27 protein-coding genes and 1 pseudogene are annotated in these 26288 nt (G+C 46.5%); 12 read left to right on the forward strand and 16 right to left on the reverse strand.

Translation table 11 applies throughout. From position 1 onward, the window contains the following. Nucleotides 1-58: 58 nt before the first annotated feature. Nucleotides 59-418: a thioredoxin gene (gene trxA, locus T525_RS0107625; RefSeq protein WP_198022652.1), complete on the reverse strand. Its 360-nt coding sequence runs from the start codon at nucleotides 416-418 to the stop codon at nucleotides 59-61. Between the two features lie 122 nt (nucleotides 419-540). Between trxA and T525_RS0107630 the strand changes: the two genes are divergently transcribed. After that, nucleotides 541-885, forward strand: coding sequence for a helix-turn-helix domain-containing protein (locus T525_RS0107630; protein ID WP_027406726.1), 345 nt, complete (start codon nucleotides 541-543; stop codon nucleotides 883-885). 179 nt (nucleotides 886-1064) lie between these two features. After that, entirely contained in the window at nucleotides 1065-2663 is a 1599-nt protein-coding gene (gene hcp / locus T525_RS0107635; protein WP_027406727.1) for a hydroxylamine reductase, read from the forward strand. Between the two features lie 70 nt (nucleotides 2664-2733). On the opposite strand, the gene T525_RS0107640 is transcribed toward hcp, so the two are convergent. The 7 genes from T525_RS0107640 to T525_RS0107670 all read right to left on the reverse strand — a co-directional run bounded on the left by T525_RS0107640 (nucleotide 2734) and on the right by T525_RS0107670 (nucleotide 11811). Continuing rightward, entirely contained in the window at nucleotides 2734-3456 is a 723-nt protein-coding gene (locus T525_RS0107640; RefSeq protein ID WP_027406728.1) for a DUF169 domain-containing protein, read from the reverse strand. 161 nt (nucleotides 3457-3617) lie between these two features. Further along, a complete protein-coding gene (locus T525_RS14675; protein WP_051533485.1) occupies nucleotides 3618-3989 on the reverse strand; it encodes a hypothetical protein in 372 nt (123 codons plus the stop codon). Between the two features lie 154 nt (nucleotides 3990-4143). After that, the gene (locus tag T525_RS14680) at nucleotides 4144-4689 is read right to left on the reverse strand and encodes an RNA polymerase sigma factor (RefSeq protein WP_037325451.1); all 546 of its coding nucleotides are present in this window, start codon (nucleotides 4687-4689) and stop codon (nucleotides 4144-4146) included. 12 nt (nucleotides 4690-4701) lie between these two features. Next, on the reverse strand, nucleotides 4702-7407 hold the full coding sequence (locus T525_RS14685; protein WP_084276973.1) for an NHLP bacteriocin export ABC transporter permease/ATPase subunit: 2706 nt from the start codon (nucleotides 7405-7407) through the stop codon (nucleotides 4702-4704). A gap of 23 nt (nucleotides 7408-7430) precedes the next feature. Continuing rightward, nucleotides 7431-9680, reverse strand: a complete 2250-nt coding sequence (locus T525_RS0107660; protein WP_051533487.1) for an NHLP family bacteriocin export ABC transporter peptidase/permease/ATPase subunit — start codon at nucleotides 9678-9680, stop codon at nucleotides 7431-7433. Between the two features lie 5 nt (nucleotides 9681-9685). Continuing rightward, a complete protein-coding gene (locus tag T525_RS0107665; RefSeq protein ID WP_027406730.1) occupies nucleotides 9686-10645 on the reverse strand; it encodes an NHLP bacteriocin system secretion protein in 960 nt (319 codons plus the stop codon). Between the two features lie 2 nt (nucleotides 10646-10647). Next, the gene (locus tag T525_RS0107670; protein ID WP_027406731.1) at nucleotides 10648-11811 is read right to left on the reverse strand and encodes an efflux RND transporter periplasmic adaptor subunit; all 1164 of its coding nucleotides are present in this window, start codon (nucleotides 11809-11811) and stop codon (nucleotides 10648-10650) included. 100 nt (nucleotides 11812-11911) lie between these two features. Here T525_RS0107670 and T525_RS0107675 point away from each other — a divergent pair, with 100 nt between their 5' ends. The 4 genes from T525_RS0107675 (at nucleotide 11912) to T525_RS0107690 (ending at nucleotide 13929) form a co-directional block, all read left to right on the forward strand. Beyond that, nucleotides 11912-12097, forward strand: a complete 186-nt coding sequence (locus T525_RS0107675; RefSeq protein WP_027406732.1) for a hypothetical protein — start codon at nucleotides 11912-11914, stop codon at nucleotides 12095-12097. Nucleotides 12098-12630: 533 nt separating this feature from the next. Beyond that, the gene (locus T525_RS14690) at nucleotides 12631-13047 is read left to right on the forward strand and encodes a ferritin family protein (protein ID WP_037325452.1); all 417 of its coding nucleotides are present in this window, start codon (nucleotides 12631-12633) and stop codon (nucleotides 13045-13047) included. A 40-nt stretch (nucleotides 13048-13087) separates the two neighbouring features. Further along, nucleotides 13088-13522 (forward strand): MarR family winged helix-turn-helix transcriptional regulator, encoded by a 435-nt coding sequence (locus T525_RS0107685; RefSeq protein ID WP_027406733.1) that lies wholly within the window; start codon nucleotides 13088-13090, stop codon nucleotides 13520-13522. Between the two features lie 23 nt (nucleotides 13523-13545). Further along, entirely contained in the window at nucleotides 13546-13929 is a 384-nt protein-coding gene (locus T525_RS0107690; RefSeq protein WP_027406734.1) for a VOC family protein, read from the forward strand. An 87-nt stretch (nucleotides 13930-14016) separates the two neighbouring features. Here the strand turns inward: T525_RS0107690 and T525_RS0107695 are convergent, their stop codons facing one another. Next, complete coding sequence (locus T525_RS0107695; RefSeq protein WP_027406735.1) at nucleotides 14017-14298, reverse strand: hypothetical protein; 282 nt, start codon at nucleotides 14296-14298, stop codon at nucleotides 14017-14019. Between the two features lie 140 nt (nucleotides 14299-14438). On the opposite strand from T525_RS0107695, the gene ybaK reads away from it, so the two are divergent. The 6 genes and pseudogenes from ybaK to T525_RS14705 all read left to right on the forward strand — a co-directional run bounded on the left by ybaK (nucleotide 14439) and on the right by T525_RS14705 (nucleotide 18641). Then, entirely contained in the window at nucleotides 14439-14915 is a 477-nt protein-coding gene (gene ybaK / locus T525_RS0107700) for a Cys-tRNA(Pro) deacylase (RefSeq protein WP_037325455.1), read from the forward strand. Nucleotides 14916-14949: 34 nt separating this feature from the next. After that, nucleotides 14950-15507, forward strand: coding sequence for a M48 family metallopeptidase (locus tag T525_RS14695; protein WP_072031641.1), 558 nt, complete (start codon nucleotides 14950-14952; stop codon nucleotides 15505-15507). A gap of 31 nt (nucleotides 15508-15538) precedes the next feature. Beyond that, a complete protein-coding gene (locus tag T525_RS0107710) occupies nucleotides 15539-15733 on the forward strand; it encodes a (2Fe-2S)-binding protein (RefSeq protein ID WP_027406737.1) in 195 nt (64 codons plus the stop codon). A gap of 219 nt (nucleotides 15734-15952) precedes the next feature. Further along, nucleotides 15953-16543: a DUF3793 family protein gene (locus T525_RS0107715; protein ID WP_027406738.1), complete on the forward strand. Its 591-nt coding sequence runs from the start codon at nucleotides 15953-15955 to the stop codon at nucleotides 16541-16543. A gap of 28 nt (nucleotides 16544-16571) precedes the next feature. Then, a pseudogene (locus T525_RS14700) lies at nucleotides 16572-17003 on the forward strand (flavodoxin). A gap of 156 nt (nucleotides 17004-17159) precedes the next feature. Next, nucleotides 17160-18641, forward strand: a complete 1482-nt coding sequence (locus T525_RS14705) for an FAD-dependent oxidoreductase (protein WP_051533489.1) — start codon at nucleotides 17160-17162, stop codon at nucleotides 18639-18641. Nucleotides 18642-18704: 63 nt separating this feature from the next. Here the strand turns inward: T525_RS14705 and T525_RS14710 are convergent, their stop codons facing one another. The 7 genes from T525_RS14710 to T525_RS0107760 form a co-directional block, all read right to left on the reverse strand. Continuing rightward, nucleotides 18705-19181, reverse strand: coding sequence for a hypothetical protein (locus tag T525_RS14710; protein ID WP_084276981.1), 477 nt, complete (start codon nucleotides 19179-19181; stop codon nucleotides 18705-18707). Between the two features lie 152 nt (nucleotides 19182-19333). After that, nucleotides 19334-20149, reverse strand: a complete 816-nt coding sequence (locus T525_RS0107735) for a hypothetical protein (RefSeq protein ID WP_027406739.1) — start codon at nucleotides 20147-20149, stop codon at nucleotides 19334-19336. 14 nt (nucleotides 20150-20163) lie between these two features. Next, the gene (locus tag T525_RS0107740) at nucleotides 20164-21414 is read right to left on the reverse strand and encodes a response regulator (RefSeq protein ID WP_027406740.1); all 1251 of its coding nucleotides are present in this window, start codon (nucleotides 21412-21414) and stop codon (nucleotides 20164-20166) included. Nucleotides 21415-21567: 153 nt separating this feature from the next. Further along, entirely contained in the window at nucleotides 21568-21843 is a 276-nt protein-coding gene (locus tag T525_RS0107745) for an HU family DNA-binding protein (RefSeq protein WP_027396493.1), read from the reverse strand. Nucleotides 21844-22007: 164 nt separating this feature from the next. Further along, on the reverse strand, nucleotides 22008-23882 hold the full coding sequence (locus tag T525_RS0107750; protein ID WP_027406741.1) for an EAL domain-containing protein: 1875 nt from the start codon (nucleotides 23880-23882) through the stop codon (nucleotides 22008-22010). A 23-nt stretch (nucleotides 23883-23905) separates the two neighbouring features. Further along, complete coding sequence (locus T525_RS0107755; RefSeq protein ID WP_027406742.1) at nucleotides 23906-24775, reverse strand: NAD(P)-dependent oxidoreductase; 870 nt, start codon at nucleotides 24773-24775, stop codon at nucleotides 23906-23908. Between the two features lie 142 nt (nucleotides 24776-24917). After that, nucleotides 24918-26252 (reverse strand): PIN domain-containing protein, encoded by a 1335-nt coding sequence (locus T525_RS0107760; protein WP_027406743.1) that lies wholly within the window; start codon nucleotides 26250-26252, stop codon nucleotides 24918-24920. Nucleotides 26253-26288: the final 36 nt, after the last annotated feature.

Here is a 26288-nt window from a genome sequence, read left to right on the forward strand (position 1 = left end):
GCTAATCCTTTTATACTTCCCATCATTTATATGGCTTTTATAGTTTCTTTGCTTCTATTTATACCATTGCTTCCAGCTTACTGACAAGTCTGGATTTTGGAACTGAACCAGTTATATCATCACAGAGAATGCCGTCTTTAATAAATGCGAAATAAGGAATACTCCTTACGCCATACTTGCTGGCAAGCTCCGGCTGCTGATCCACATTGACCTTGCCAATCTTTATCTTGCCGTCATACTCTGAGGCCAGCTCCTTCACCACAGGCCCCATCATCTGACACGGGCCGCACCAGTCTGCATAAAAATCAATAAGCACTGGTATATCACTGTTCATTACTTCTGCATCAAAATTATCTGTTGTAAACTTGTATTCCATAATATTCACCACTTCATCCTGCCGGATGCCTTTCATCATCATAATATTTCCGAATTTTTTAAGTCTAATTAAGTTGCATTTATCAGCTGATAGTTATATTATATGTGGTATAAAAAATATATCAAGTACGCAGTTTTTATTTATCTAGTAAGGAAAATGATACCATGAAGAAAAACGAAACAAGAGAACCATTATGTGACGACATTGCAGGAAAGGATTGCGGTCTGAAGCGAGTTATTGATACCGTTGGGGGTAAGTGGAAAATAATGATACTTTGCGTCATTGACCGAAATGAAATCGTGCGATACGGAGAACTTAGACGTGCCATTCACGGCATTACCAACACCATGCTTGCAAATTCATTAAAGGAGCTGGAGGCCGACGGTCTGGTGGAAAGAAAGCAGTACGATGAAATGCCTGTAAGGGTTGAATATAATCTTACAGAAAAAACGAAAACCCTCATCCCCATTCTTCTTGAATTGAAAAAATGGGGCGAGGGTAATTTGTAAAATATCCAGTTTATATAATCACGATTATTATAATCTTGATTATACAATTATCCCCCTTTTATATTTTTGTTGTAATTACAACATACAAGTTTGATTTAATATATTATATTAAACTTGCAAAAACCAATAAGACAATATGAAAACTCTTAATGTGTGTATTAACAAGGGGGATTTTAATTATGAGCAACGAAATGTTTTGTTTCCAGTGTGAGCAGACCGCAGGCTGTACAGGTTGCACTGGCAAGGCTGGTGTATGCGGCAAGAAATCTGATACTGCAAAGCTGCAGGACGAGCTGACCGGTGCCCTGATTGGACTGGCCAGAGCCGTTGACAGCAATGGAGTGGGCACTGCAGAGGTTTACAATACTATAATTGAGGGGCTTTTTACTACCATTACCAATGTAAGCTTCGACAATGAATCACTTGAAAAGATGATTGCCAAGGTTCGCCGACTTCAGCAAACTCTTGCCCCTGACTGTGGCAGCTGCGCATCCCCATGTGGGAAAAACAGCGAATTCAACATGAATGATCTGTGGGCAGCCAACGAGGATATCCGCTCTCTGAAGTCCCTGATTCTCTTTGGTATCCGTGGCATGGCGGCTTACGCTTATCACGCCAATGTGCTGGGCTACACTGATGAAGAAGTAAATCAGTTCTTCTGCGAGGCCCTCTTTATGATTGGCTATGGCGAAGATCAGGATACTCTGCTTCCGATTGTTTTAAAGGTTGGGGAGATTAATCTTAAGTGCATGGCCCTCCTCGATAAGGCCAACACCGAAACCTACGGTTCACCGGAACCTACAACCGTTTCCCTCACAGTAGAAAAAGGACCTTTCATCGTAGTTACTGGCCATGATTTGAAGGATTTACAGCTTTTATTAGAGCAGACTGAGGGCAAGGGCATCAATATTTACACCCACGGTGAAATGCTGCCAGCCCACGCCTATCCTCAGCTTAAGAAGTTCCCTCATCTGAAGGGAAACTTTGGCACTGCATGGCAGAACCAGCAAAAGGAATTTGATAACCTCCCAGCGCCTATTCTTTACACCACCAACTGTCTTATGCCACCTAGAAAGAGCTATGAGGACAGGGTATTTACCACTGAGGTAGTCGCATTCACGGGGGCAGTTCATATTGATGACAACAAGGATTTCACTCCTGTAATTGAAAAGGCCCTGGCCTTAGGGGGCTTTGCACAAAATACTGAATTCACTGGTATTAACGGCGGCAATAAGGTAACCACTGGCTTTGGCCATGCTGCAATCCTTTCCCATGCGGGCACTGTGGTAGAAGCTGTAAAATCCGGTGCCCTTAAGCATTTCTTCCTTGTGGCGGGCTGTGACGGTGCAAAGCCTGGCAGAAATTACTATACGGAATTTGTTAAGCAGACTCCAAAGGACAGCATTGTATTGACCTTGGCCTGCGGCAAATATCGCTTTAATGATCTTGACCTTGGTGAAATCGGGGGCCTGCCACGCCTTATGGATATGGGCCAGTGCAATGATGCCTACGGAGCCATTCAGGTGGCTGTTACCCTTGCCAAAGCCTTCGATTGCGGCGTAAATGAATTGCCTCTCTCCTTCGTCCTCTCCTGGTACGAGCAGAAGGCTGTATGCATTCTCCTTACCCTGCTCCACCTTGGTATCAGGAATATCAAGCTGGGTCCATCCCTTCCAGCCTTTGTTTCACCTAATATTCTTAATTTCCTTGTGGAAAATTATGGTATTGCACCAATTACCACCCCGGAAAAGGATTTGGCAGAACTGTTAAGTGAATAACAAACAAGGACAGCAATCTCAATTTTGAGATTGCTGTCCTCTTTATTTATTTAATCCAACCTCATTCTTTTTACTCCAGCCGCTTGCAGATGGTTTCCCAGGTCTTGGTATGGAAGAAGCTCTTATCGGCGTTCTCCTCCATTTCCAAAAAGCGCTTAAATGGAATACTGAAGGACATAACATCCGCCGGAAGAATCTTTCTGGCTGAGGGATCCGTCATACCGATAAAGCATTCCCTGCTGCCACGCACAGAGGCATCCAGCACATTGCCTATGGACTGGCCACAGCCAGCACCGAAATAATGCTTCACATTATCCTGATTTTCCGTATCAAAATTGGCCAAAGTTGCCAATCCGGATAGTCTGTCTGCATTTACCAGAAATATTACCGCCTCGGGATCATCAGCTTCTGTTACCTCTGAAAGAGGCTTCATTACTACATATTCCTTCTGGCCCTCCGGAACCACCTGCCAGCGCATGAACTTCAAAGCCAGCTCCTGGGAGGCCTTATAGCGCTCACCTTCCACCTTTAATCCTTCACCATCCGCCAGAAACTTGTCCACGAAGCCTTCCTCATAGGGTCCAAATCCACAGCCGGCGTGCCCTCCCTGGCACACAACCGTTGCATTGCTAAGGGCCACAGTTTTCCCTTTGGAAGCAGCATTAATCATGGCCACCACACAGCCCCATTTCCCTTCCTTGAACATCAGGGCACCTTCTGGTTTTTCGTCAGTGCGAATCACTGCAACAGGGTGATTTTTCAGCTTAATAGCTTCGGCAATCTTACTTTTCATAGGAAAACCCTCCTTACACACATTCCTATGCATCCCTAACTATTTTATATCAAATTACCCCGAAACAAGCCAGCTTTTCTTGATATATTGTTTAAATAAAAACAAGGACAGCCGTCTCAAATCTGAGATTGCTGTCCTCTTTAAGTTGCATTTCAATACTATTAGATCATTTCAATACTTGAAGCTCCGCCAGGGCGAATTGTTAATGAGTATACTCTAAAGAGGTCTAAACCAAACCAGTAATCCTCATCATTATTGTCATATACTACCTTAACATCCCAATACTGTACACCGTCTCTTGGGCTGAAGCCAATAAAGATGTCCTGGCCTGGATAGAGAACACTGTTAGGTCCCAACTCATCCTGATAAATCCATTCAGATTCATGGGTTGGGCTTAAATAAATGTAGGTGATCGGCCTGCCAGTACCATTAATCAGGCTAAAATCCTGGCTTCCTGCAAAGGCTGTCCCCTGAATGCCAACTGCCATAACTACTGCCACCAAGAAAACCTTCAACACTTTTAATACCTTCATAATTTTTTCCTCCTTTTATATTAAAAAAATACGGATAACAAAATTAACTCATAGTACATTTACCATGAACCTTTTACATGGATTTTTTTACTACACCTGTACATACGATTGGGTATTGTATCTATTACAGTTTTCTTTAAATTTTCTTTAATGGTCAGTCACGGCCCAAAATCTGCCGCAGGGTGCCCATGGCCCTGAAGAGAATGACACCCACATTAGCCGAAGATATTCCCAGAGTTTCAGCTATTTCCTTATTGTTCATGTCCCCCCAGAACTTAAGCTCAATAATTTGCTGCTCCCTTTCAGAAAGCTTCCCCAGGGCAAGCAGCAGCTCTTTTTTTCCTTCCTGCTCCAACAGCTGACCGTCGGGCCCGTCCTTTTCTTCCGACTTAGGCGAGAACACATCATCCCATTCCACATTTTGCCGATGGCTCTGCCAGCGGTAATAATCCGTCAGGGTACGGGTTGCAATGCGGCTCAGCCAGGTGGCAAATGATGCCTTGGTACTGTCAAAGGTATCCAGATGGGTAACCATCTTTTCAAAAACATCACTGACAATATCATCGGCAGTGGCAGCATTTTTTACCCGGGCATATATTAAATTATATATCCTTGGAAAAAAATGTTCATATAGCTCATCAAAAGCCGCATCATCGTTTACAGCTTCTTTGGCTATTATATTCCAATCTTTTTCTTCCATACTTTCCTTCTCCTACGCCACTTGCCGTCTTACTAGCTGGGCAAAAATTCCATTCTTGGCAACCAATTCCTCATAAGTGCCACATTCCGCCAAAGCGCCCTTGTCCATTACCAGAATCCTGTCACATTCCTTAATGGTGGACAGGCGATGGGCAATTACAAGACGTGTTGTTTTAAGCTTATTCAAACTGTCAGTAACAATGGACTGGGTGCGATTGTCCAAGGCACTGGTGGCTTCATCAAATATTAATATGGCAGGCTTGGCCGCCAGGGCTCTGGCAATCATAATACGCTGCCGCTGTCCCCCGGAAATATTATCGGAGCCTTCACTGATTACTGTCTGCATTCCCATAGGCATGGCACGGATATCATCAGCAATGCCCGCCGCTTCCGCAGCTGCCCAGGCATCGTCCTGGGTAAGGGCCGTCTGGCCCACAATATTGGTGAATATATCTCCCGACATAAGCTGGCCATTTTGCAATACCACCCCCATTTGGGAACGGACAGAAGGTAATGACAGCTCTGCCAAAGACTGCCCGTCGTAATAAATAGCTCCGCTTCTCGGCTTCTCAAAGCCAAGGAGCAAACGGACCAGGGTTGATTTGCCACAGCCGGAATGACCCACTATGGCCACATTTTCACCAGCTGAAATCTGGAAGCTGATGTCATGGAGCACGTCCTTTTTATCCTCACCATAAGCAAAGGACAAATGGCTCACCTCAATATTTCCGGATAATGGATCAGCCTCCACCTTGTCAGTGGTATTCTCCGGTACTTCCTCCAATATAGGACGCAAATTCTCTATATGAGGCTGTATTGAGAAAAATGTTCCAATCAACGGAATCACTGAATTCAATGTGCCATTAAAGGCGGTAAAAGCAGCCTCAAAGGCCAAAAACTGGGCATAGCCGATACCAATGACCACTTTTCCCGTTTCTGCAGCCGCATTTGACGAATCCTGCAGGCCATAAACTGCGAAATAATACAGAACCATGGTAAGAATAAATGGCTGGGCGGCACCTATAATACTATTATAGTTGTTCTGCCACCTTAATGCCAGATTCCAGCGCCATGTTTCGCCAAAAACTTTGCTCCAGAGATTGTAGGCCTGCTCCTCTGCCCCATGAACCCGGAATTTCCCAAGCCCGGCAAATAACTGCTGAACCAGGCCCGCCTCAGCATTATTGGCGGCAATGAGCTTCCGCTGATAATACAGTACCCGCCAGTAAATCGCCACAGTAATGATACACCAAATAGCCCAAATGGCAATGGCCACAGCCGTCAGCTTTATACTGTACCAGCACATTAACAGCAGGCTCCAGAAGGAAAACACCGTATTGAACACAGTGGACACAAAATTTCCGCTTAATACTTCCTTTAGTGCTTCAAAGCCCCGCATACGGCTGGCCAGCTCACCAGTGGTAAATCTGCGGAAAAATTTCTCCGGCATATTCAGGAGACGTCCCCACAAAGCCGCTTCCACGGACATATCCAGACATGAACCAATACGTATCACCGACACGGCCCGTATCATACTGAGGGCAGCCATGGTAAAACTTGTTACCATAAGGACCTGGGTAACGGATACCAGCCCCTCCCTGTCCAATATAGGGATAATATTTTGGAAAACTGTTTCAGTAATAACAGGAGTTATCAGTGGGATAATGCCCGCAAAAAAGCTTACCACCAAAATAGTCCGATAATCTATCCTCCAGCACTGGCGGAACATAAATCTCAGCAAATCCTTAAGATTAAGTCTGCGCCTTGGAAAACCGGCATAGCACAGAAAAGCATCCATATCCAGATTATCCGCTTCCTCTGCAGTTATTTCAACCCCCTCGGGAATAGATCTGGTAATAAGTTTATATTTGCCAGGGGCCTGGGGTATTATGGCCGCCATTTCCTTTTTTTCACCATAATATCCTATCATGGTGCCACAATCCTTGGCATACCAGTCTCTTTCCAGCTTTATGAGCCTTAGCTGCACATTGGCCTTCTGGGCCACCCGCCGAATGAGACCGATATTGTCCAGCTTCTTCACCGTTTCCGGAGGCAGACTTATATCCGACTGGCCCATACGCAGGGATTTTTGCACCAGACGCATAATAAAGCTGGCTTCCTCCAGACTCTTGGTGCGCTGCTCTGTACTGCGCTCCTCATAGAATATTTCTTCTTCACCCAGCAGATTATCAATGGCATCATCCACCAACCGCTTTTTCTGGTGATTAATAATAGCCTGACGCCGTTCCAGACGTTTGTCCGCAGACAAAAAGCGAATGCCCTGAAGCATGGAAAAAATACGCTGTTTTTCCTCAAAGCACTTTAATAAATCACTGGTGGAGGCAATATTCCCGTCCAGCTTCAAGCCCTCCTGGTCCAGACTGTTATCACCCATATCAGCCAAGCGCTTTATCCATTTAATATGTGAAAGCTGCCTGAACCAGTCCTGCATTTGGCGGTGCAGCTCTTCCTTGGAAACATTGGCTATGGTTTCTTCTTTAAGCTGACAGTCCTCCAGACCATATATGAGTATATCTATTTCACCAAATTCATCAAATGCGGGGAAAACTGCCTGTCCCGCCTTCAATGAAAAAAGGTATTCCTGGCGATAGGATTCCTGGCCTGCTGTAACGGCATAGACCTCTATTATGCCATGCTGCACCAGCAAGTATTCATCTGCATTTTTCAATCGCCAGCGTTTTCCCGCTTGTAGTTCCATACCATCACAACTCACTAAAAAAATTATTTGCTGTCCCGCTCTTCAATCAGCCTGCGGTAAGGACCATCATGACTCATCATATCACGATGACGTCCCCGCTCCACCACCTGGCCATTTTCCAGAACAATGATTTCATCTGCATCCCGAATGGTGGACAATCGATGGGCTATAATAACACAGGCACAGCCCCGATGACGGATATTTGTAAGCACCTGCTCCTCCACAACGGGATCAAGAGCACTTGTGGCTTCGTCCAAAATCAACAGTGAAGGATTCACTGCAAGGGCCCGGGCTATTTCCAGACGCTGACGCTGTCCCCCGCTGAAATTCAGTCCGCTCTCTGCCACCTTGGCTTCATAGCCCCCGTCCAGCTGGAGAATATCATCGTGAATACAGGCGTCCATGGCCCCACGAATAATGTCGCTTTGCCTCAGTGAATCGTCAAAGAGGGATATATTCTGGGCTACAGTGCCCGTAATCTGGAAAATATCCTGATCCACTGCAGCCAAGGATGAGGTTATTACACTGCGTGGAAGCTTCCGACGGGGAATGCCGTCAAACATAACCTGCCCGTCCCATTCTTCATACAGCCCCGTAATAATCTTGGCCACGGTGGATTTGCCGCTGCCGGAGGAGCCTACTATGGCCACCCAGTGGCCAGGCTTTAAATGAAGGTTAAAATCCTGTAATAAAGGTGGCTCCAATGGGCTGTAACCAAAGGATACATGCTCCATGGTCAGCGCACCGGACAACCGCTTTTTCCCTTCTTTTTTTGATGTACCATCTTTTTTTGATGTGCCCGACGATGTGTCGGCACCGCCCCTATATTCCTCACCCTCAGGGTAATTAAGGGTATCAATGCCATAGCACCGCACATCATTCAGTCGCTGCATCTGCATTTCAGTGGTCTGCAGACTGGTATAAAGGGTCGTGAGATTATTAACAGGGGCCTGAAAATTTGTCATCAAATGCTGGAAGGCCACAAACATACCTGCCGTCATGGCCCCGTCCATAATGGAAAAGCCTCCGAAGGTCATTATAAGAGCACCATTCAGCCCGGATAACAGGGTTGGCAGCATGGTCACAGACAGCATCCAAAGCTGGCTCTCCTGCATGCCATTTAACACCTTTGCCCTGTAGCCCGCCCATTTCATGAAGAAATCTCCTTCATTGCCATTGGCCTTGATGCTGTCAATCATAGTAAGACCATTTATGCTGACACCATATTCCTTGCCCGCGTCCTGCTGTATGCGCATGGCCAAATCCGTCAAATGGCGGCGGGTCAAAAACAGAACTCCCACATTCATCAGCAAAAAGGCTATACCAATCAGGGTAAGTATTACATTGTACTGCAACAGCAATATCAAAAAGAATATGGCTACAAATCCATCCAGCACAGCAGTGGCTGCACTGCCGGACAAAACACCGGCCACAGACTCATTCATACTGATGCGCCCCGCCACCTCAGCCGCATAACGCTGATGGAAAAACTGCATGGGCAGCCTCAATAAATGCCAGAAAAAACTTGATGAATCTGCCAGAGTCAGCTTCCGCTGCCAATGGGTCAGCAAAACAGAGCGAAGCCATGTAAGCACCGCCGACACAACAAAGGATACAGTCATGGCCAGGCACAGATTTGGCATCCAGTCAGGGTGCTTGCCAGTCAAAATGTCATCCAAAAACATCTGACTGAACACCGGGGATGCCAGTCCGGGAATAATCATAAAAAGCCCCAGCAAAATGAGGAAGCACATGCCCCATTTATCCTGCCACAGCTTTTCCCCCACGGCCTTAAATACGTTGTAGCGATGGCCCTCGGGCTTAAAGCCCGGGCCGGGCTTAACGGAAAGGGCAATACCCGTATATGAGTATAGAAATTCCTCCCAGGTTACAGTACGACGGCCCATGCCCGGGTCATTGAGATATACCTTGTCCTTTATGATTCCTTCCAGAACCACAAAATGATTGAATTCCCAATGAATAATCAAGGGATAATCAGGCTCATCCCGGAGATTTTCCGCCTCCCAGCTGTAGCCGTGAACCTCGCAGTTACGGCTCCTTGCCGCCCGAAGCACATTGCTGGCCTTACTGCCGTCGCGGTTTACACCACATTCAGCCCGTAGCTTTTCAAGGGGAACCCACATACCATAATGGGCCAGAACCATGGCCAGACATGCAGCTCCGCACTCAGTGGCCTCCATCTGCAGCACCGTTGGCACCTTAACCCGGTTTCCCCCTCCTATATGAAGTTTCTCTAAAAATTCAAAGGCCATTTATCTCACCGATTCCGCAGCCACTGGCTGAGTCTATAAAATACCTTTTCGATAGGTGGACGACGCTCAATAATAATGGAACCCGTGCAAAAGCTTCCCGCAGAAATTGGTTTATGTGGTCCCACAGCGGAGGTCCAGAGATATCCTGAAGGAGAATTTTCATCCCTTACCAGTATGAAGCGCACTTCCATTACCGCCCCCTGCCCACTGGCCAGCAGACGCTGAGATAAATCAGGATTCCCCACCTGATGTTCAATGGACTTTAATGATACGGGGTAATTTGATACAGTGCGAACTACCCCCACCAAACTTCCTGATTCCTGTGCATCAACGCCGCTTGGCACTATCTGGATAGTCTGGCCTGTCTCTATACGCTTGCCCTTGTCCACTGGAACATAGAGCACTCCCATTAAATCAGAATTTTTTTGGGTCAGACGGATACTGCATAAAGGACTGCCGCTATCGATAATGCTGCCCTTGCGTACCATCATCTCATCCACGATGCCATCGTAATCACTGATTACATCGCGGGACATTTGCTGCTTGTACAGCTTGGCCCGATATTGATATACCTGGCTTGAAGTATCCCGCATACTGCCTGCCAGCTCCGATTCATATTTGGCTATATTGGTATCAGCGGACTGGTCTGGCTGTTCCAGACGGGCAACCAGATCACCCTTCTTCACCTGGGAGCCCTCCCGAACGTAAACATGGGCCACCTTGCCCCCCGCAACATGGGTAATGTTGGCCACACCCCCATAATCCAGAATCATGCCCATGCCATCGGCCCTGACAGTAAGGGAACCAAAAATTGACCATATAACAACGGACAACAACAATAATCCAACAGCCAATAACCCCATCCAGCCGATGGGGGTGGTTATGGGCAAAAGGGCGTCCAATCTGTCGGGAGAACGAAGTTTATCCAAAGCCGCTCGGCTAAAAAGCTTGCTACCATCTGTCATGATCAGTTATCCTCCAAGACAATGTCGATCTGTGTACCTTCTTCTATTCCCTCTGTATCTGAGGTAATAACTATATCACCGGCCTGAAGTCCATTTTTCACTTCAGCATATTTTCCATCGGTTACACCAATTTCCACCTGGCGCACAGCCAGCCGACCATCTTCGTCCATCACAGCCACCTGATTTTTGTTTTCATTTATAAATGCACCAACTGGTACAGCAAGGCATTTATGTGGTAAATTTGAGTGCAGGCGCAGCTTGCTGTACGCTCCCGGCTCCAGCAGCCCCACCCTGTTATCTATCTGCCATACCACCTGACGTATGGTGGCGGGTTCACTTAAATCAGGGGTAATCTTCTCCACCTTGGCACGGAAAATCTGCTCATCACCTAAATTACCCGTGGAAAAATTGGCTCCATAGGATTTCTGGAGTCCTCCCCCTTCGCTGATGGTCAGATCAAATTCCCGTCCAACAAAAAGACGCTTGGTATATACGTCATTCATGGCAACTGTAAAATTAAGACAAGAAAAATCACCCACCAGGGCAACCGGGGTGCCGGCCTTCACATAGGCTCCCACCGCCTGATAAAGGCTTAATACCTCCCCTTCAATAGGAGAATTCACAATTTCCCTGGACTGCCTTATCAAAAGCTGCTCCTTTTGGGCCTCAAAATTGGCCAGACGGGCCTGGGCAGCCTTATATGAGGCCTCCGCCTCATCGAATCGCTCATAGGAAATGGCATTGCTTTCAATAAGCTGACGATAGCGGTTATAGGTATTTCTCGCCTTGACCAGCTGGGCTTCCGCCTCATAAATATCACTGTCAGCCTGCCGAATTTTAAGGGGAATATCCTCGTCCAGCAGCTCCATAATAGGAGTACCCATGGCAACATGGCTGTTTTTCTCCACAAAGGTCTGCACAATACGGCCATTCTCCAGGGCCACCACGTCAGTCATATCATTGGAGTACAGATTAACCAGATCCAGCTCCGCAATAGGCATAATATTTCGTTCCTGTATTTTCACACCGGTTAATGGTAAATGTCGGGTAGCCATCCGCTCAGCAATCTCATTTTCCCCGCGATTATTCAGATAAACACTGTAGCCAAACAATGTCACAATCAACGTTATAATAATACCTACCCCTAAATAGAAGTATAATTTCATATTAAATCCCCACAATTTTTTAAAATTTTTGTAATACTCCTGCCCCTAGTCCGTATGTTATGGTAAAATAAGAACTGTTAAAAAGATCGGAGTGAATATTATGAGCATCCAGAATGAATTAATGAATACAGATTTCTCACACCTCAGCAAGGTAAAGACCAGTCTCAAGGCCCATCTCCACGAAATGCGCAAGCAGAAGAGAGAGCTCTCCTGGGAAGAACTGGACGAACTGGCTGCTGCCGGCGGTCAGAATCCGGCAAATCCTGTTCCGAAAAAAACTCTGTAATGAATTTTTGAGTATATTGGTTATATTGAAAGACTGTGGACAATCTTAATTGTCTGCAGTCTTTCTATTTAAACACCTTATTTAATATTATAGAAAAAATAATCATATTTTCCAAATTTTTTAAAATATTCCCCCCTTTTTTTCCTTCAAATTGAGCACTTTCACCATTCCCCACAGGAAACCTTACGCTAATCGTCAACAAAAATAATTAAAATGGCACAAGCTTGTCACCATACTTCTTGGAATTACGCCTTGAATTATAACGCCATTGTTCAAATTTTTCTTCTTTAGAAGAAAAATCTTCCAATTAGCGTTTCAACGAGCTGGGAGATATGTTCGCCAGCTGTTGTAGTTTGTTTTCCCCCACCTAAAGAGGTGGGGGACATCTTAAAGCTCGTTATAAGTAAGCACGTCATTCAAAAATAAATTGCACAAAATTTAATTTTATGCTTGACATTATTCCCAGCTTCGATTATGATAAATACATCAAATCAATTGTACACAATTTAATTTAAAACAAGGAGATGCGTATTATGAGTATTTTCGGAAAAACTAAGGGTACTGACATGGAACAGGTTATTGAATATATGGCAAAGGCAGAGAGCGACGGGGCAATGATGTATCAGTTTCTGGCCCGTATGGCCAGAGAACAGGGCTTGCCTGATGTGGCCAAAAAGTTTTACAATATTGCTATGCAGGAGTCCATTCACTCCGGTTTCTTCTCAGCCTTAAACGCAAAGTATGACCAGAATTTCTGGCCATTAGTGGCTGAAATCCAGAAGCTTGAGGCCTCTGCAGATGAGAAGATGCCTGAAATGATCGAGGGCCTTCGCAAGCTTGGCGTTCATGAAGCAGCCGACGAATTGGATACCTTTATGGCCCAGGAAGTAAATCATGGCAAAATTTTGGCAGAGCTTTTAAAGGAGCATGCCCCGGAGCTTTGCAAATAAAATTTGCCGGGAATATCAATCACCCAAAGGAGATAATCACGTGGCAAACTACGAACAGCTTAGACTCAGCAATCAGCTGTGCTTTCCATTATATGTATGCTCCAAGGAGGTAGTGCGCAAGTACAAGCCCCTTTTAGATGAACTGGACCTCACCTACACCCAGTACATTACCATGATGGCCATGTGGGAGCATGAGCAGCTTTCAGCCAAGGAATTGGGCACCATCCTCTATCTGGATTCCGGTACCCTGACCCCTGTGCTGAAAACCCTTGAAAAAAAGGGCTTCGTAGAGCGCCAGCGTTCCAAGGACGATGAACGTAGTCTCATAATTTCCCTCACACAAGATGGAAAAGCTTTGCAGGACAGAGCTGCTTCCATTCCGGAGGCCATGGGCAAGTGCATTGATATGGATTTGGAGGATCTGCAGACACTTCACAGACTCCTTCACAAATTCATGGATACGTCCATAAAATGAGAAAAGCAAAGGAGGAGTCCCCCATGGGAAATAAGCAATCTTATCTGGAACATGCCGCTGTGACAGTGGCAGATATTGACTGGAGCATTGATTTTTTCAAAAATGTTCTGGGAATGACGGAAACCAGACGCAAGGAAAAAGACGGCAAGCTGCAGCAGATATGGCTAAAAGGCGGCTTGCAGCTGGTTGCTTCCCCGGATAATCCAAAAGCAGGCCAGGGACATCATCTGGGCATTGTTGTGCAGGATTTTAAGGCTACTATCCAGGAAATGCTCTCCTATGACGGCGTTACCCATATAGAAGGAAAACCGGAAAAATGGATTCAGCTCCCCGACGGTCTGGTGCTTGAGCTTTTCCAGGAAAAGCCGGGGGCCATTGAGAAAGTATTGGCCATAGAAGTGAAATAAACATAAAAAATTTGTATTACAAACACCAAGGCCCGCCAATGGAAGCAAATTCCACTGACGGGCCGTTTATATTGGCAAAATATTAAATTACTTGTTCATTTCAGTAGCCAAACGCTTCAAAGCATCTACTGTGCGCACGCCCGGAGTAATCTCGGACAGGCGGACCTTGATAAAGTGATTTTCCTTAACAGCCTTAACATCCTTCAGCTGTGGATTATTGCGGATAGTTGCCACTTTCTCTTTGAAATCATCCTCATTGCGGACACCATTGCTGTAATCGCAAATGATAATGTATTCAGGATCCCCGGCAACTACAGATTCCCAGCTGGCTGCGGCCCAGGTCTTGTCACATCCCCGCAGGAGATGCATCAAGGCCAGTTTATGCTTTACAAATTGCAGTGTATGTGGGTTGTGCAGTAATATATCAATATATTCTTTTCTTTATGGAAAGAAATATTTGAACAGTGGCGTTATAATATCTTTAGTATCAAAAATAGGAGCAATAGAATATGAAGATAAAAAAGACCAATGCGGCACGCATTCTGGATAATTTAAAAATTTCTTATGATATAAAGACCTATGAGGTGGATTTGGATGACCTTAGTGCCATTCATGTGGCTGCTTCCACGGGAATGGATGTAAAAATGGTATTTAAAACCCTGGTATGCCGTGGTGACAAGAATGGCATTCTTATGGCCTGCATTCCCGGAGACGGGGAACTGGATTTTAAGGCCCTTGCCAAGGTATCCGGCAACAAAAGCGTGGAAATGGTGGCCCTGAAGGAAGTATTGGGTCTGACGGGATATGTCCGTGGGGGCTGTTCCCCATTGGGAGCCAAGAAAAATTATCCTGTTTATCTGGACGAGTCAGCCAATAATTTTGAAGCCATCGCCATAAGTGCCGGCATCCGGGGCCAACAGCTTATCCTTTCCCCAAATGATCTGGTAAAGGCAGTAGATGCCACCGTGGCAAAGCTTATCCGCTAATGCCATTAATATTTAAAGTCAAAAAATTAAAAAAATGAGAAAAGCAATCCGAAATCTTAACCCAGGCCACCCCATGCCATACCGGGGCAAGAATTATCCCCTGGAAATACGGAAAACACTGGACAAGCCCCAGGTGAAAATAGATGGGGACAAACTTACAGTAAATTATTACAAGCCCCACCCGGAAGTGCCCGTACAGGTGCCCTTGGTGAAGTGGTATCGCCGCATGGCCCAGCATTACATCATAAGCCGCACCGCATATTGGTCCGAGGAAATGGGATTATCCTTCAATAAAATATTTATCAAGGACCAGGATTCCCGCTGGGGCAGCTGTTCATCACTTAAAAATCTTAACTTTAACTGGCGCATAATTATGGCCCCTGATGAAATTATAGATTATCTACTTATTCACGAGCTGGCCCACCTGAAGGAAATGAACCACTCCACCGCCTTTTGGAAGCTGGTGGCCCAATACGATCCTGAATACAAGCTGCACCGCCAATGGCTTAAGGACAACGGCAAAGCCATTTTCCTGCTGCTGCCAAAGCTGCCTGTAGCTTTATTGGACTCCGTATTTTTCCATGTGGATTAGAAACTTATCCAGATTTTTAAAGAGGTGTACCATGAACAGAAACAAGGAAGCCTGTCATTGCAAAAATATAACCTATGGCATGATTGAAGACGCGGTAAATGCCGGCTGCACCAGCTATGAGGAGCTTAAGGAGAAGCTCCGCTTCGGCACCTCCTGTGGAAAATGCCAGGATTTTATACATTACTTGCTCAGGGATATAAAGGAAAGCAGGGAAAAGTCCTTTTAAAAAGTTGGACTGCACCAGCTGGTCCGAAACCATTGAACTACACTAAGGCCTGTCACTGATGGGCCTTTTTTGTACGACCAATAATTATTTCAGAGGAGTGCCAATTCAAAAATCACCTCATTCAAAAAATCGCCTTATGCTATTGATAATCATTTTCATGTATGTTATACTGTCTTTGTAATTGAGAAAGGATATCAAATAGCTAAGGGGGTGATTTCCATGAATAACAATGTATCTGACGATTATGAGCATCAGATGGCGTATCACTGTGCTCCTACCATTAAGAGTATTAAATGTGGCAGCATGGTGGCATTTAAGATTGATTCTGACAACTCCTTCCAGAATTTTTTGCAAAACCACAAAATATGCTTTGAATGTCACGGGATAAAGTATCTGATGCTGTCACGGCAGAAGAATCACGCCCTGATGTATTTTTACAGGCCGCAACTCCTGACCCGCCTCCTTCGTCGCCCCCTGGCTATAGATATTCTTAAAAATTATGGGTATCCAATTGAAATTGGACCTGATGAGGAAATCCTGCCGACTTTGCTGGATTACCTAAAAAAACGTATTGCCCAGTGTGACGGATTCCCCCACGAAATAGGCATTTTCCTGGGATATCCCCCGACAGACGTTCAGGGGTTCATCAAAAACAAGGGGCAAAATTTTCTCTACAGTGGTTTTTGGAAGGTTTATTCCAATGAAGCCGCCCAAAAACACCTTTTTGAATGCTACAACAAATGTATCAACAATATGTGCGACCGCCTGAGGGCCGGAGAAAGCCTCCAGTCCCTTATCAGCGCCGCATAATAAGACATATAGCAGGAGGTAATTACTTATGAAAATCGCTGTTGTATACTGGTCCGGAACAGGAAATACCAAGGCCATGGCTGAGTCCATGCTGGATGGAGCCAAGGCTGCGGGGGCAGAAACGGACCTTTATTCCGTAGACCAATTCAGTGCCGACCAGATGGCCGGCTATGACGGATTCCTCTTTGGTTGCTCTGCCATGGGTTGCGAGGTACTTGAGGAAGCTGAATTTGAGCCTTTCTTTCAGGAGGCATAGAACAAAATAAGCGGCATTCCGGTGGGGCTCTTTGGCTCCTACGGCTGGGGCTCCGGGGAATGGCTCCAGGACTGGCATCAGCGCTGCAAGGATCACGGTGCCAAGGTCTACAAGGAAGGGGTAATGATCAACAACACCCCTGATGAGGTGGGTCTGAAGGAATGTGCAGATTTCGCCCAGAGTTTCGTACAGGAAAATTTCTAAAACACAAATGAAAAGGACAGCTGTCTCATAAGTGGAGAATTTCACTCCCTTGAGGCAGCTGTCCTCTTTTTATTTTGAAGTAATTGACTTTTCACCACAACTATAATAATTTAAAACCATAATCCTACGCAATAAACGGGAACGGGAGGTAGCCTTATGCAATTTAAAATCTCACGGCGAAATTTTATCAAAATGGCAGGTGCCGCCACCACTGGTATTATGCTGTCCCAGCTGGCAGATAAGGCCACGGGCCATGCAAGCTCTGCCCCAAAGGGCAAATGCTACTATAAGGGGCAGGATATTCCCCTCCTTTACGAGGCAGATATATGCGTATTGGGAGGCGGCGCATCAGGAGTGGCAGCTGCCGTAAGTGCAGGAAAACGGGGGAAAAAAGCTGTAATCGTGGAAAAGGGAATCACCCTGGGAGGCCTGCAGACCATGGGCAACGTAATTCCGTGCATGACCACCTGGGCCCCGGACAGCGATACCTCCTTCGTAACGGATTTAAAGGACCGTCTGGAAAAATACGGCATCGACTACGATGACCACAACGAAAAAAGCGAAGTAGGAATATGGACAAATCCTGAGGCCCTGAGCCTCATATATGATGAAATGTGCCTTGCCGCCAATGTGGAGGTATTATACAACACCATATTTGTGGACGTTGTGAAAAAGGGCAGCACCATTACCCACGTAATTGCCCAGACCATTGACGGGCTGAAGGCCATAAAGGCAAAAACCTTCATTGACTGCTCCGGGGACGCAATCCTTGCCCGCACTGCAGGGGTGCCAAGTGAGCATGGCTTTGAAAAAACCGGCAAGAACCAGCCTATGAGCTTCCGCTTTGAAATGGGGGGCATTGATCTGGAGAAGGTTTATCAGTATGTGACTGTGGAATTGGGTGAGGATTTCTGTCCCACCAAACCGCCCCACTATGAATTTGCCGAAGCCCGCCACCGCACCAGACAGTACGTGCTGGAAAAATTTATGGTTGACGGCATTAATTCCGGGGAGCTCACCGAGGAAGACGCGGAATACATGCAGGCCTTTGCCATTGTAGGAAAGCCTGGCACCATTTCCATGAATTGTCCGGAGCTGCCTCTTGAATACAGCGCCTCAGATCCCCTGTCCTACAGCCGGGGTGTCATGGCAGGCAGACAAATGATCCACCGCATCAGCCAGTATTTCATAAAGCACATGCCGGGCTTTGAAAATGCCTATCTGGCCAAGGAGGCCTCCATGCTGGGGGCAAGGGAATCCTGGCGCATCAGGGGCAAATACTATCTGGTAGAAGACGATTACCACAACCAGAGCCGCTTCAAGGACGCTGTGGCCCGCACCGCCTGGTTTATCGATGCCCACGGGGAAAAGGTCAGCGAAAAGCTGCCAAAGGGGGCATATTATGAAATCCCATACCGCTCCCTTATTACCAATGAAATCCCAAATCTCATCGTGGCAGGACGCTGTATCAGTGCCAGCTTCATATTGCAGGCCTCCATGCGGATACAGCTCACCTGCATGAGTATTGGTGAAGCAGCCGGCATTGCCGCAGCATGGGGACTGGAAAATAATATAGCCGCCAATGACATTGAGTGGGATAAAATTCCTGCCAGCCAGCGCAGCTATGTAAGCAAATAAAAAAAAATGGTCGGTTGCAGTAATCTGCAACCGGCCATTTATATTGTAATTTTTCTTTTCATCTTAAGCGGCAATATCCACATTTGCCCCCCGATACTTCACTGCATCGGTCTGCCTCAAATCCTTCTGATAAGGATTGTCCTCGTTATAATACTTGATCTGGGTATTGGTCTCCCCGCCTGAAATATAGGAACGCCCGCATTCCGGACAAATATCCGTCTTCAGGCGAACCGTAGCCCGCTCCACGTGGCCATTGTTATTTCTGGCCTTGTTGTAGGCATTTGCAACGTGCTCCTGCTCGTGGCCCAGCACCACTGCCGCCGCATTGTTGGGGTCAATATGGCCAGGGGCCTTGAAGGACACCATTTCATCGGAACCATCAGTATATTTGCGGTTTTTACATGTCTGACACTCTGCCGGAGATGACTTCTTGCCAGGCTTTATCTGATGCTCGGGGCCTACCCCCTTGCCATCAGTCACCTGAGGTCCCTGGGCAGCATAAGGGTTGGACATATAACCGCCAATTCCGCCAACTTCCACCTTCAGCACCTCCATTTCATCTGCATGGGCATCATATATGTGCCATCAATCTGAACGCATACTTTTTATACTACTAATTATATAGGATTTAGGTCCCCAGTTCAAATAGTTTACTACGAAATCTTAGTGAAGCCCCTACGCCTCAATCTTCCTTAGTTAAGATCACTGAGCTGCAAAATCACCGACTGAGGATAATACTTGAAATTCATGGCTTCCCCGGTACCTATATTGACGATATCCCCCTGCTGAGGTGCACTGCCCCAGTTATAAACCTCCGCATATCTGTAAAGTGGGGAATCGGCGTTAAGCACACTGATATCAAAGGCTGCAGAGCCGCCCTTTACCAGCATAATACGGTCAATGGTATAGGTGCGTGGATCAAAGCTTACAGCCATGCCCACATTGGCAAAATATCTGGATTCCACAGCAGGGCCGCAGATAGCCTGGGTCTCGGAGGCTGTCATAAGGCGTCCTGCCCCGTATTTATCCTCCAGCTCCTTCAAAGTCATGTCCAGATAAAGTCCGCCTACTGTTTCGGCAGGTCTTAAATTAACGGTCTTTGGTACCATGCGGAGGTTCCCCAGGGTTATGGAACGCTGCCCGGCCACATTTTCCCAGTAAATATTGGAGTAGGTGGTACCGCTGTTGCCCAAAATCATCATGGTTGCACTGCCGCTGTATGGATTGCCCGTAAAATTCATAACATCAGAAATACGGATACCGTTTATGGTATTTTCCCCCATATCAACGGCTCTGTGGCCATTTTCATCGCACCATTCGCCCCCTACGCATTCATGAAGACGATTAAGGTTCTTGGTGGTTGCATCTTCAATAACAGCTGCCGCAGCCTCTATTCTCTCCACAGGGGTTGCCCCTCTCTCCCCGGAAGGAAGAGCTTCCTGGGCAAAGGCCATTGCCCCGCTGGTCATCAATGCAGCTGCTGCCAAAAGTGAACAAATACGCTTCATAAAATGTACCTCCTTCAATATCTGTCGTTTATAAGAAATACATAGGCCATTTCACCGAAAGTAACGGTATTTACTGCCCTTATTCCCATTGTCACCAGCCTCATATTGCCATTTTTCATGGTAAGCCTCAGCTCTACCCTGTTAATGCCGCTGGCTCTATGTTTTACCACATTTACCCCTGCCCTGAGGAGATTGTAGTCATCAGCGTGAACAATATTCTTTATATTGTTCTGCACCATCTGACGCATCTCCTTGGAGGAATTGTAGCCCAACATACTGACTATATCCCGGTTGTAGTGAATCAGCTCACCGGTGTCCAGGCGGAATGCCAAAAATCCTCCGGGCAAAAATTCCGTCATGGCCCCAGCCAGCCGCAGCATATCATTGTTGAGGATTCTTTTGAAGAATTTATTATGGTCCGCCCTATCCTCATAATACTTGTTCTTTGCCTCGTACATATTTCTGTCTGCTTCGGCAACGCCAGTCTCAATATTTTCCAGACCATGTACCAGCACCATACCCATGGAGGCGGAAATATTCTCCGTCCAGCAGGTGCTCAGCTTCATCACCTTTTTCCCCAGGGAGCTTTCACTTTCATCAAAGGAAAGAATAACAAACTCATCGCCACCCAGGCGGTAAATCTCAGCATCGTAAAAAACCTGCTTGGCTGTATCCACCACATTCTTGATAAGAAGGTCCCCCGCATTGTGGTCCTCCTCGTCATTTACGGCCTTCAGTCCGTTAATATCCATGTACACTACGCCAATATTTCTGTCGGCAGCATCCGGCCATGCGGCAAAGCGTTCAATATCCTCATAATAGCCCTTGCGGTTCTTCACCCCTGTAAGGACATCTGTGGTGGAATCCACTACGGATTTTTCGCTTTCCAGCAGTCGGATAATATTATTGATGCGAGTGAGAATCAGCTTCGGTATATAAGGCTTGGCAATAAAATCAAAGACACCCATATCCAGACAATGGATTTCCTCGTTGATGGAGCTGTGAACCGTCGTTACCACAATTGGTATCTTGGCAAGCTTTATATCACCCTTCACTGCCTCAATAAATTCATAGCCGTTCATAACCGGCATATTAATATCCAAAATTACAACGGAAATTTCCTTGTAATGCTCCCGCAGAAAATTAAGGCCCTCCAGACCATTGGAGGCCGTAATAATATTAAATTGTTCCTCCAAAATATTGCACAATATCTCGCGATTGACAATATTGTCCTCCACTACCAGAAGAGTAGGCTTACTCTCCACTAATACCACCGTCCTTAAAGAACATTATCTCTCCATCTTCTTTTACTTCGACAGCAAAGGGAAAAATCCTGCAAAATGGCAAAACAAAACCCCCGATGTATACACATCAGGGGTTTAATGGCTAATGCCACATTTACAGTTTAGTAATAAAGATTACTTGTTAACTGCATCCTTCAGAGCCTTACCAGCCTTGAAAGCAGGTACCTTTGCAGCTGCAATCTTGATCTCCTCACCAGTCTGAGGATTGCGGCCAGTACGAGCTGCGCGCTCATTTACCTTGAAGGTACCGAAGCCTACCATCTGTACAGCGTCGCCAGCAACGAGAGCTTCCTGGATAGCTTCCATGGTAGCCTTTAATGCAGCGCCTGCATCCTTCTGAGTTAACTCTGCCTTTTCTGCAATCTTTGCAACTAATTCTGCTTTTGTCATAGTGTTCATTTCTCCTCTCAGTTACTTACACTGCTTGTATAATAGCATAGTGAAAGTCTTTTGTCCAATAATGACTTAAAATTTATCCAAAAAATGGGAAAAAATGTCTAATATATTCACTTTCCCACTTTATGATACGTTGTTAGCGGTGTTATACACCGTTATCACCCGTTATGTTTCCGAATAAACGCCATAAATTCGGAAACAGGCAAAGGCTTGGAAAAATAGAAGCCCTGAATGGAGTCTACACCACATTTACGCATGTTGTCAAATTCTTCCTCGGTTTCTACCCCTTCTGCCACCACGCTGAGCCCCAGTTCATGGGCCATGCGCTCCACAGCCTGGATTACGTGGTGGGCCCTCTCGCTGACCTGATATGACTTAATAAGATTCATATCAAGCTTTAAAATATCAAAGGGCATATCAGCCAGATAGGTGAAATTGGACTGGCCGCTGCCAAAATCGTCCAGGGCAAATCTGATGCCTATATTTTTGAAATTCTCCATATTACTGAGAATCAGCTTCTTGGAGTGAATGGAAGCCGTCTCCGTAACCTCCATACAGATAAGGCCAGGTTCTATGCCATGACGGGCAATAACCGCCAGCACATCCTCCAAAAGATCCGGCTTTTCGCACTGCAAAATGGAAAGATTAATTTCAATGGTATCCAGACCTAGGGCCACAGCCTTGCCGTCAGCCAGGAAGGAACAGGTCTTGTCCACCACCCGCTTGCCCAGATCTATAATCATACCGTTGGCTTCAGCCACTGGTATAAACAGGTTTGGCATAAGATATTCCCCATCCGGTTTTCTGATGCGCACAAGGGACTCAGCGGCGGTGTATTTCCCCGTCTTAATTTCATAAATAGGCTGCAGGAATATCTCCACCCTGTCCTCATTAAGGGCCGCAGTTATCTCGGAGCGCATGCTGTCAATGAGATGGAACTCCTTCACATCCTTGTCCGTAACGAAGAGCACATTATTGCTTATGGAGGCACTCTTCTCTTTGCGGCAATAGGAAAAGAGCTTCAGCAGGTCGTCCACGGAATTAATCAGATTGCCCCGTGGCATAATGCTGATCATGGATTCCATCCCTCCAGGGGACATGTCACCGAAATATTTAACATAATCCTGCAAAATCCTTCTTATGTCATTAATATCCTTTGCAATGAGGATAATATTCATATCCAGATTGTTGAATACCAGCACATTAGGATTTTTGGACATGAGCTTATTGGCCATCTTGCGTATTTGGACAATATCCACGGTTTTGTTTTTTATAATGCTCACATTGTCCAGGGCAATATCGCAGAGGGCAAATTTCTCCTCCCGCTCCAGGGACTGATTCAAGTATTCAGCCAAGGCCGTGCCGTTAAAACAGCCATACTGGCGGTCCAGCTGAAGCTCCGGATTTTCCAGACTGACAAACAGTACGATAATACCAAGGGATGTGGCAAATCCCACCAGCAGCAAATCGTTGTACACAAACTGAATAAGTGCCGCCACCAGCAGGGCTCCCAGCCAATAACGCAGGCCCGTGCTGCGATGCCTGTTCATTTTCTTTTTATAGACAACGGTGCAAATAATAATGGCCGGCAGCATGAGAAAGGCGTAAAAATACGTAACATAGACCGCAGGGCCAAAGGTGTATACCACGCCCTCAGCATCGTGTATTCCAATGCTCTGAAACATGGCCACTGCGCCAAAAATCAGGGTCAGCCCGCAAAGATCCCGGCAAAACCTCCTGTGGCACTTTTCCGTCATTAAATCACAGGTGGTGTAGCACATGGCCATCCACATTTCCAGCATCAGCACCACAAGATACAGCTTGCACACCAGCTCCGTAACGGGCATGCCAAAATTATCCCTGTAATGTATACACACCAGGGACCCGATATCCAAGGACAGATTCACAATGGACATTATCAAAATACCCACAAACATCTGCCCCTTATACAGCTTCAGCCGCCTGTTCTTGAAGTAAAGTGCTGAAAGCAGCACCACCACAATAAGACTGCATATCTGAATTTCTACATTCAATGTGTTTAGGTTCCTTCCTAATTTTATTGGTTAAGATACCACTTGATAATGGCCTGGGTGCCATTATCGTCCATTCCCTTGTCAGAAAGAATGTCGTAAAGCTCCTTTGTCTTCAAAAGGCCGGGCAGCTCAAGGCCTGCTTCCTCAGCCGACTCAATGGCAATACGCATATCCTTGATAAAATGCTTGATATAAAAGCCAGGAGCGTAGTCCTCCTTCAGCATGCGCCGCCCGAGATTGGACAGTGACCAGGAGCCAGCAGCACCAGTCTCAATGGTCTCCAGCACCTTCTGAGGATCAAGTCCCATCCTTTTGGCATAGAAAAGGGCCTCGGCCACTCCCAGCATTCCTGCGGCAATGGCAATCTGGTTGGCCATCTTGGTATATTGGCCGGAGCCTGCGGGGCCAAAGAAATTAATGGTCTTGCCCATAGCCTCAAAAACAGGTCTGGCGTCATTAAAGGCCGCCTCATCGCCTCCCACCATAATGGCAAGAGTTCCGTTTTTCGCCCCAAGGTCACCTCCTGATACAGGTGCATCAAGGGAGCTGACACCCTTGGCCTTGGCCGCCTCATATATCTTCTTGGCCAAAGTCGGGCTGGAGGTAGTCATGTCGATGACAATGCCCCCCGCCTTGGTGGAAAGAATCCCCTTATCCCCAAGGTATACTTCTTCCACGTCCTTTGGATAGCCCACTATGGAAATAACCACATCAGCATCCTTTGCGGCCTCAGCAGGAGTATCGCACCACCTCATGCCCTCATCAATGAGGGGCTGGGCCTTTGATTTGGTTCTGTTATATACTGACACATTAAAACCGGCATTCTTCAGATGACGGGCCATACTGCTGCCCATTACACCTGTGCCCACAAAACCAATATTTTTTATTTCCATAAATAAGCCCCCAATCCAAACACAAAAATAACGCTTTTTTTATCTTCTCTACATCAGGCCCTTATTCCTGCATTTTTATGTATAAAAATGAAAAACCCGACAGAAAAATCCCTCCATCGGGTTAAAAGGCCATTATTCAAAGTTATATGTTTGAAGTGTTGGTTTTACGACGGGTACCGCGGCGTTGATAGGTGCGACGGGGACGGGCTGTTTTCTCCCCGGCCTTGCCATTGGTCTTGCTCTCGGATTTGTCCTCAGCCTTGGCCTCATTTTTAGCTTCAAGCTTGGCACCGATTTTGGACGATGTCTTTGCCTCAGACTGTTCCTTATCGGACTTGGCTGTCCGTCTGGTTGCAGCTTTTCTCTGTAACCGTGGACGGCGGTATACCCGTTTTGGTTTGGCGGATGGCTCCTCTTTTTTCTCCATAGTCTCAGCTGGCTGTTCCCCAGCCTGGTTCTGCTGGTCCTTGGAAGCCAGTGTCACAGCCGCCACAATAGCCGCTGCCTCTGCCTCCACGTCCTCGCCGGCCAAAGCCTCCTCGGAAAGGGCCGCCATAACGATTTCCATCATGGACTGCTGGGAATCAACCCCCTCCAGATTAATCTCACGAACTGCCGGTTCCTTCTCAATGGCAGCCGCCATGGCCTCAGGAGTGGCCTCCACCATCTCCGCCGCAGCCACAGATGCCTTGTAAATTCCCCGCAGGGTCTTGTAGATGGACTTTATCTTCTGATAAAGATCGCTGCCCTCCTTACGGCCCATAATGCTGTTAAGGCGGCGATAAAATTCCATCTTGGTGTTGGTCTGCTTCAAGGCCTTGTAGACCTGCTCTGCCTGATGGTAATTCAGAGGCACCTTGTGATTGATTTTAATGGTATTTAAAATCTTGGTGCAGATGGACTGATAGGAACGCTTGTCCCTTTCCACCGCAGAAATGTCCGTCTGATTATTCTCTGTGGTCTCCACCTCAGCCTCAGCAGCTTTCTCCACATTTACATTCTCGCCGTAATCGCTGTCCGAAAGCAGCTCCTCCACAGTCTGGATAATCTCAATTTCATCGGTGATTTCCGTAATCACCTCAGGATCGCTTTCGTCAATGGCCTCATTGTTCATGTGCTTCAGGGCCCAGTTAATGTCCTTGCAGCGGAAAATCTCCTTGCGGTCACGCTGCTGGGCCATGTTGATGGCCGCATCATATCCCTTGTCACGGGATATAATGTAATAATTGTTGTCAGCGGAATAGTCGCACATAAGGGCTGTAATAAGCTGAAAATCCAGAGCATTCTCCACCCCGTTCTCAATCTTCATAAAACGGATATTGCCCTGGGTGGCCAGCAATTTTTGCACCACATCGATTTTCAAGGTATCTGCCTTGTCGCTGTAAAACAGATACATAGTGTCATCAGGAGTGAGTCGTTCCACGCCCTTCAGTCCTTCATTATGGACATTTTCATAATCAATATAAAAATTTGCCACGTTTTACCTACCTATCTACCTAATCGGTAATACGGA

The sequence above is a fragment of the Anaerovibrio sp. RM50 genome, from assembly GCF_000622005.1.
Taxonomy (GTDB): Bacteria; Bacillota; Negativicutes; order Selenomonadales; family Selenomonadaceae; genus Anaerovibrio.

Excerpts from the sequence above, each read along its gene's own strand:
- trxA (WP_198022652.1), bottom strand. The coding sequence starts at position 418 with ATGATGATGAAAGGCATCCGGCAGGATGAAGTGGTGAATATTATGGAA.
- T525_RS0107630 (WP_027406726.1), top strand. The coding sequence starts at position 541 with ATGAAGAAAAACGAAACAAGAGAACCATTATGTGACGACATTGCAGGA.
- hcp (WP_027406727.1), top strand. The coding sequence starts at position 1,065 with ATGAGCAACGAAATGTTTTGTTTCCAGTGTGAGCAGACCGCAGGCTGT.
- T525_RS0107640 (WP_027406728.1), bottom strand. The coding sequence starts at position 3,456 with ATGAAAAGTAAGATTGCCGAAGCTATTAAGCTGAAAAATCACCCTGTT.
- T525_RS14675 (WP_051533485.1), bottom strand. The coding sequence starts at position 3,989 with ATGAAGGTATTAAAAGTGTTGAAGGTTTTCTTGGTGGCAGTAGTTATG.
- T525_RS14680 (WP_037325451.1), bottom strand. The coding sequence starts at position 4,689 with ATGGAAGAAAAAGATTGGAATATAATAGCCAAAGAAGCTGTAAACGAT.
- T525_RS14685 (WP_084276973.1), bottom strand. The coding sequence starts at position 7,407 with ATGGAACTACAAGCGGGAAAACGCTGGCGATTGAAAAATGCAGATGAA.
- T525_RS0107660 (WP_051533487.1), bottom strand. The coding sequence starts at position 9,680 with ATGGCCTTTGAATTTTTAGAGAAACTTCATATAGGAGGGGGAAACCGG.
- T525_RS0107665 (WP_027406730.1), bottom strand. The coding sequence starts at position 10,645 with ATGACAGATGGTAGCAAGCTTTTTAGCCGAGCGGCTTTGGATAAACTT.
- T525_RS0107670 (WP_027406731.1), bottom strand. The coding sequence starts at position 11,811 with ATGAAATTATACTTCTATTTAGGGGTAGGTATTATTATAACGTTGATT.
- T525_RS0107675 (WP_027406732.1), top strand. The coding sequence starts at position 11,912 with ATGAGCATCCAGAATGAATTAATGAATACAGATTTCTCACACCTCAGC.
- T525_RS14690 (WP_037325452.1), top strand. The coding sequence starts at position 12,631 with ATGAGTATTTTCGGAAAAACTAAGGGTACTGACATGGAACAGGTTATT.
- T525_RS0107690 (WP_027406734.1), top strand. The coding sequence starts at position 13,546 with ATGGGAAATAAGCAATCTTATCTGGAACATGCCGCTGTGACAGTGGCA.
- T525_RS0107695 (WP_027406735.1), bottom strand. The coding sequence starts at position 14,298 with ATGCATCTCCTGCGGGGATGTGACAAGACCTGGGCCGCAGCCAGCTGG.
- ybaK (WP_037325455.1), top strand. The coding sequence starts at position 14,439 with ATGAAGATAAAAAAGACCAATGCGGCACGCATTCTGGATAATTTAAAA.
- T525_RS14695 (WP_072031641.1), top strand. The coding sequence starts at position 14,950 with ATGAGAAAAGCAATCCGAAATCTTAACCCAGGCCACCCCATGCCATAC.
- T525_RS0107710 (WP_027406737.1), top strand. The coding sequence starts at position 15,539 with ATGAACAGAAACAAGGAAGCCTGTCATTGCAAAAATATAACCTATGGC.
- T525_RS0107715 (WP_027406738.1), top strand. The coding sequence starts at position 15,953 with ATGAATAACAATGTATCTGACGATTATGAGCATCAGATGGCGTATCAC.
- T525_RS14705 (WP_051533489.1), top strand. The coding sequence starts at position 17,160 with ATGCAATTTAAAATCTCACGGCGAAATTTTATCAAAATGGCAGGTGCC.
- T525_RS0107735 (WP_027406739.1), bottom strand. The coding sequence starts at position 20,149 with ATGAAGCGTATTTGTTCACTTTTGGCAGCAGCTGCATTGATGACCAGC.
- T525_RS0107745 (WP_027396493.1), bottom strand. The coding sequence starts at position 21,843 with ATGACAAAAGCAGAATTAGTTGCAAAGATTGCAGAAAAGGCAGAGTTA.
- T525_RS0107755 (WP_027406742.1), bottom strand. The coding sequence starts at position 24,775 with ATGGAAATAAAAAATATTGGTTTTGTGGGCACAGGTGTAATGGGCAGC.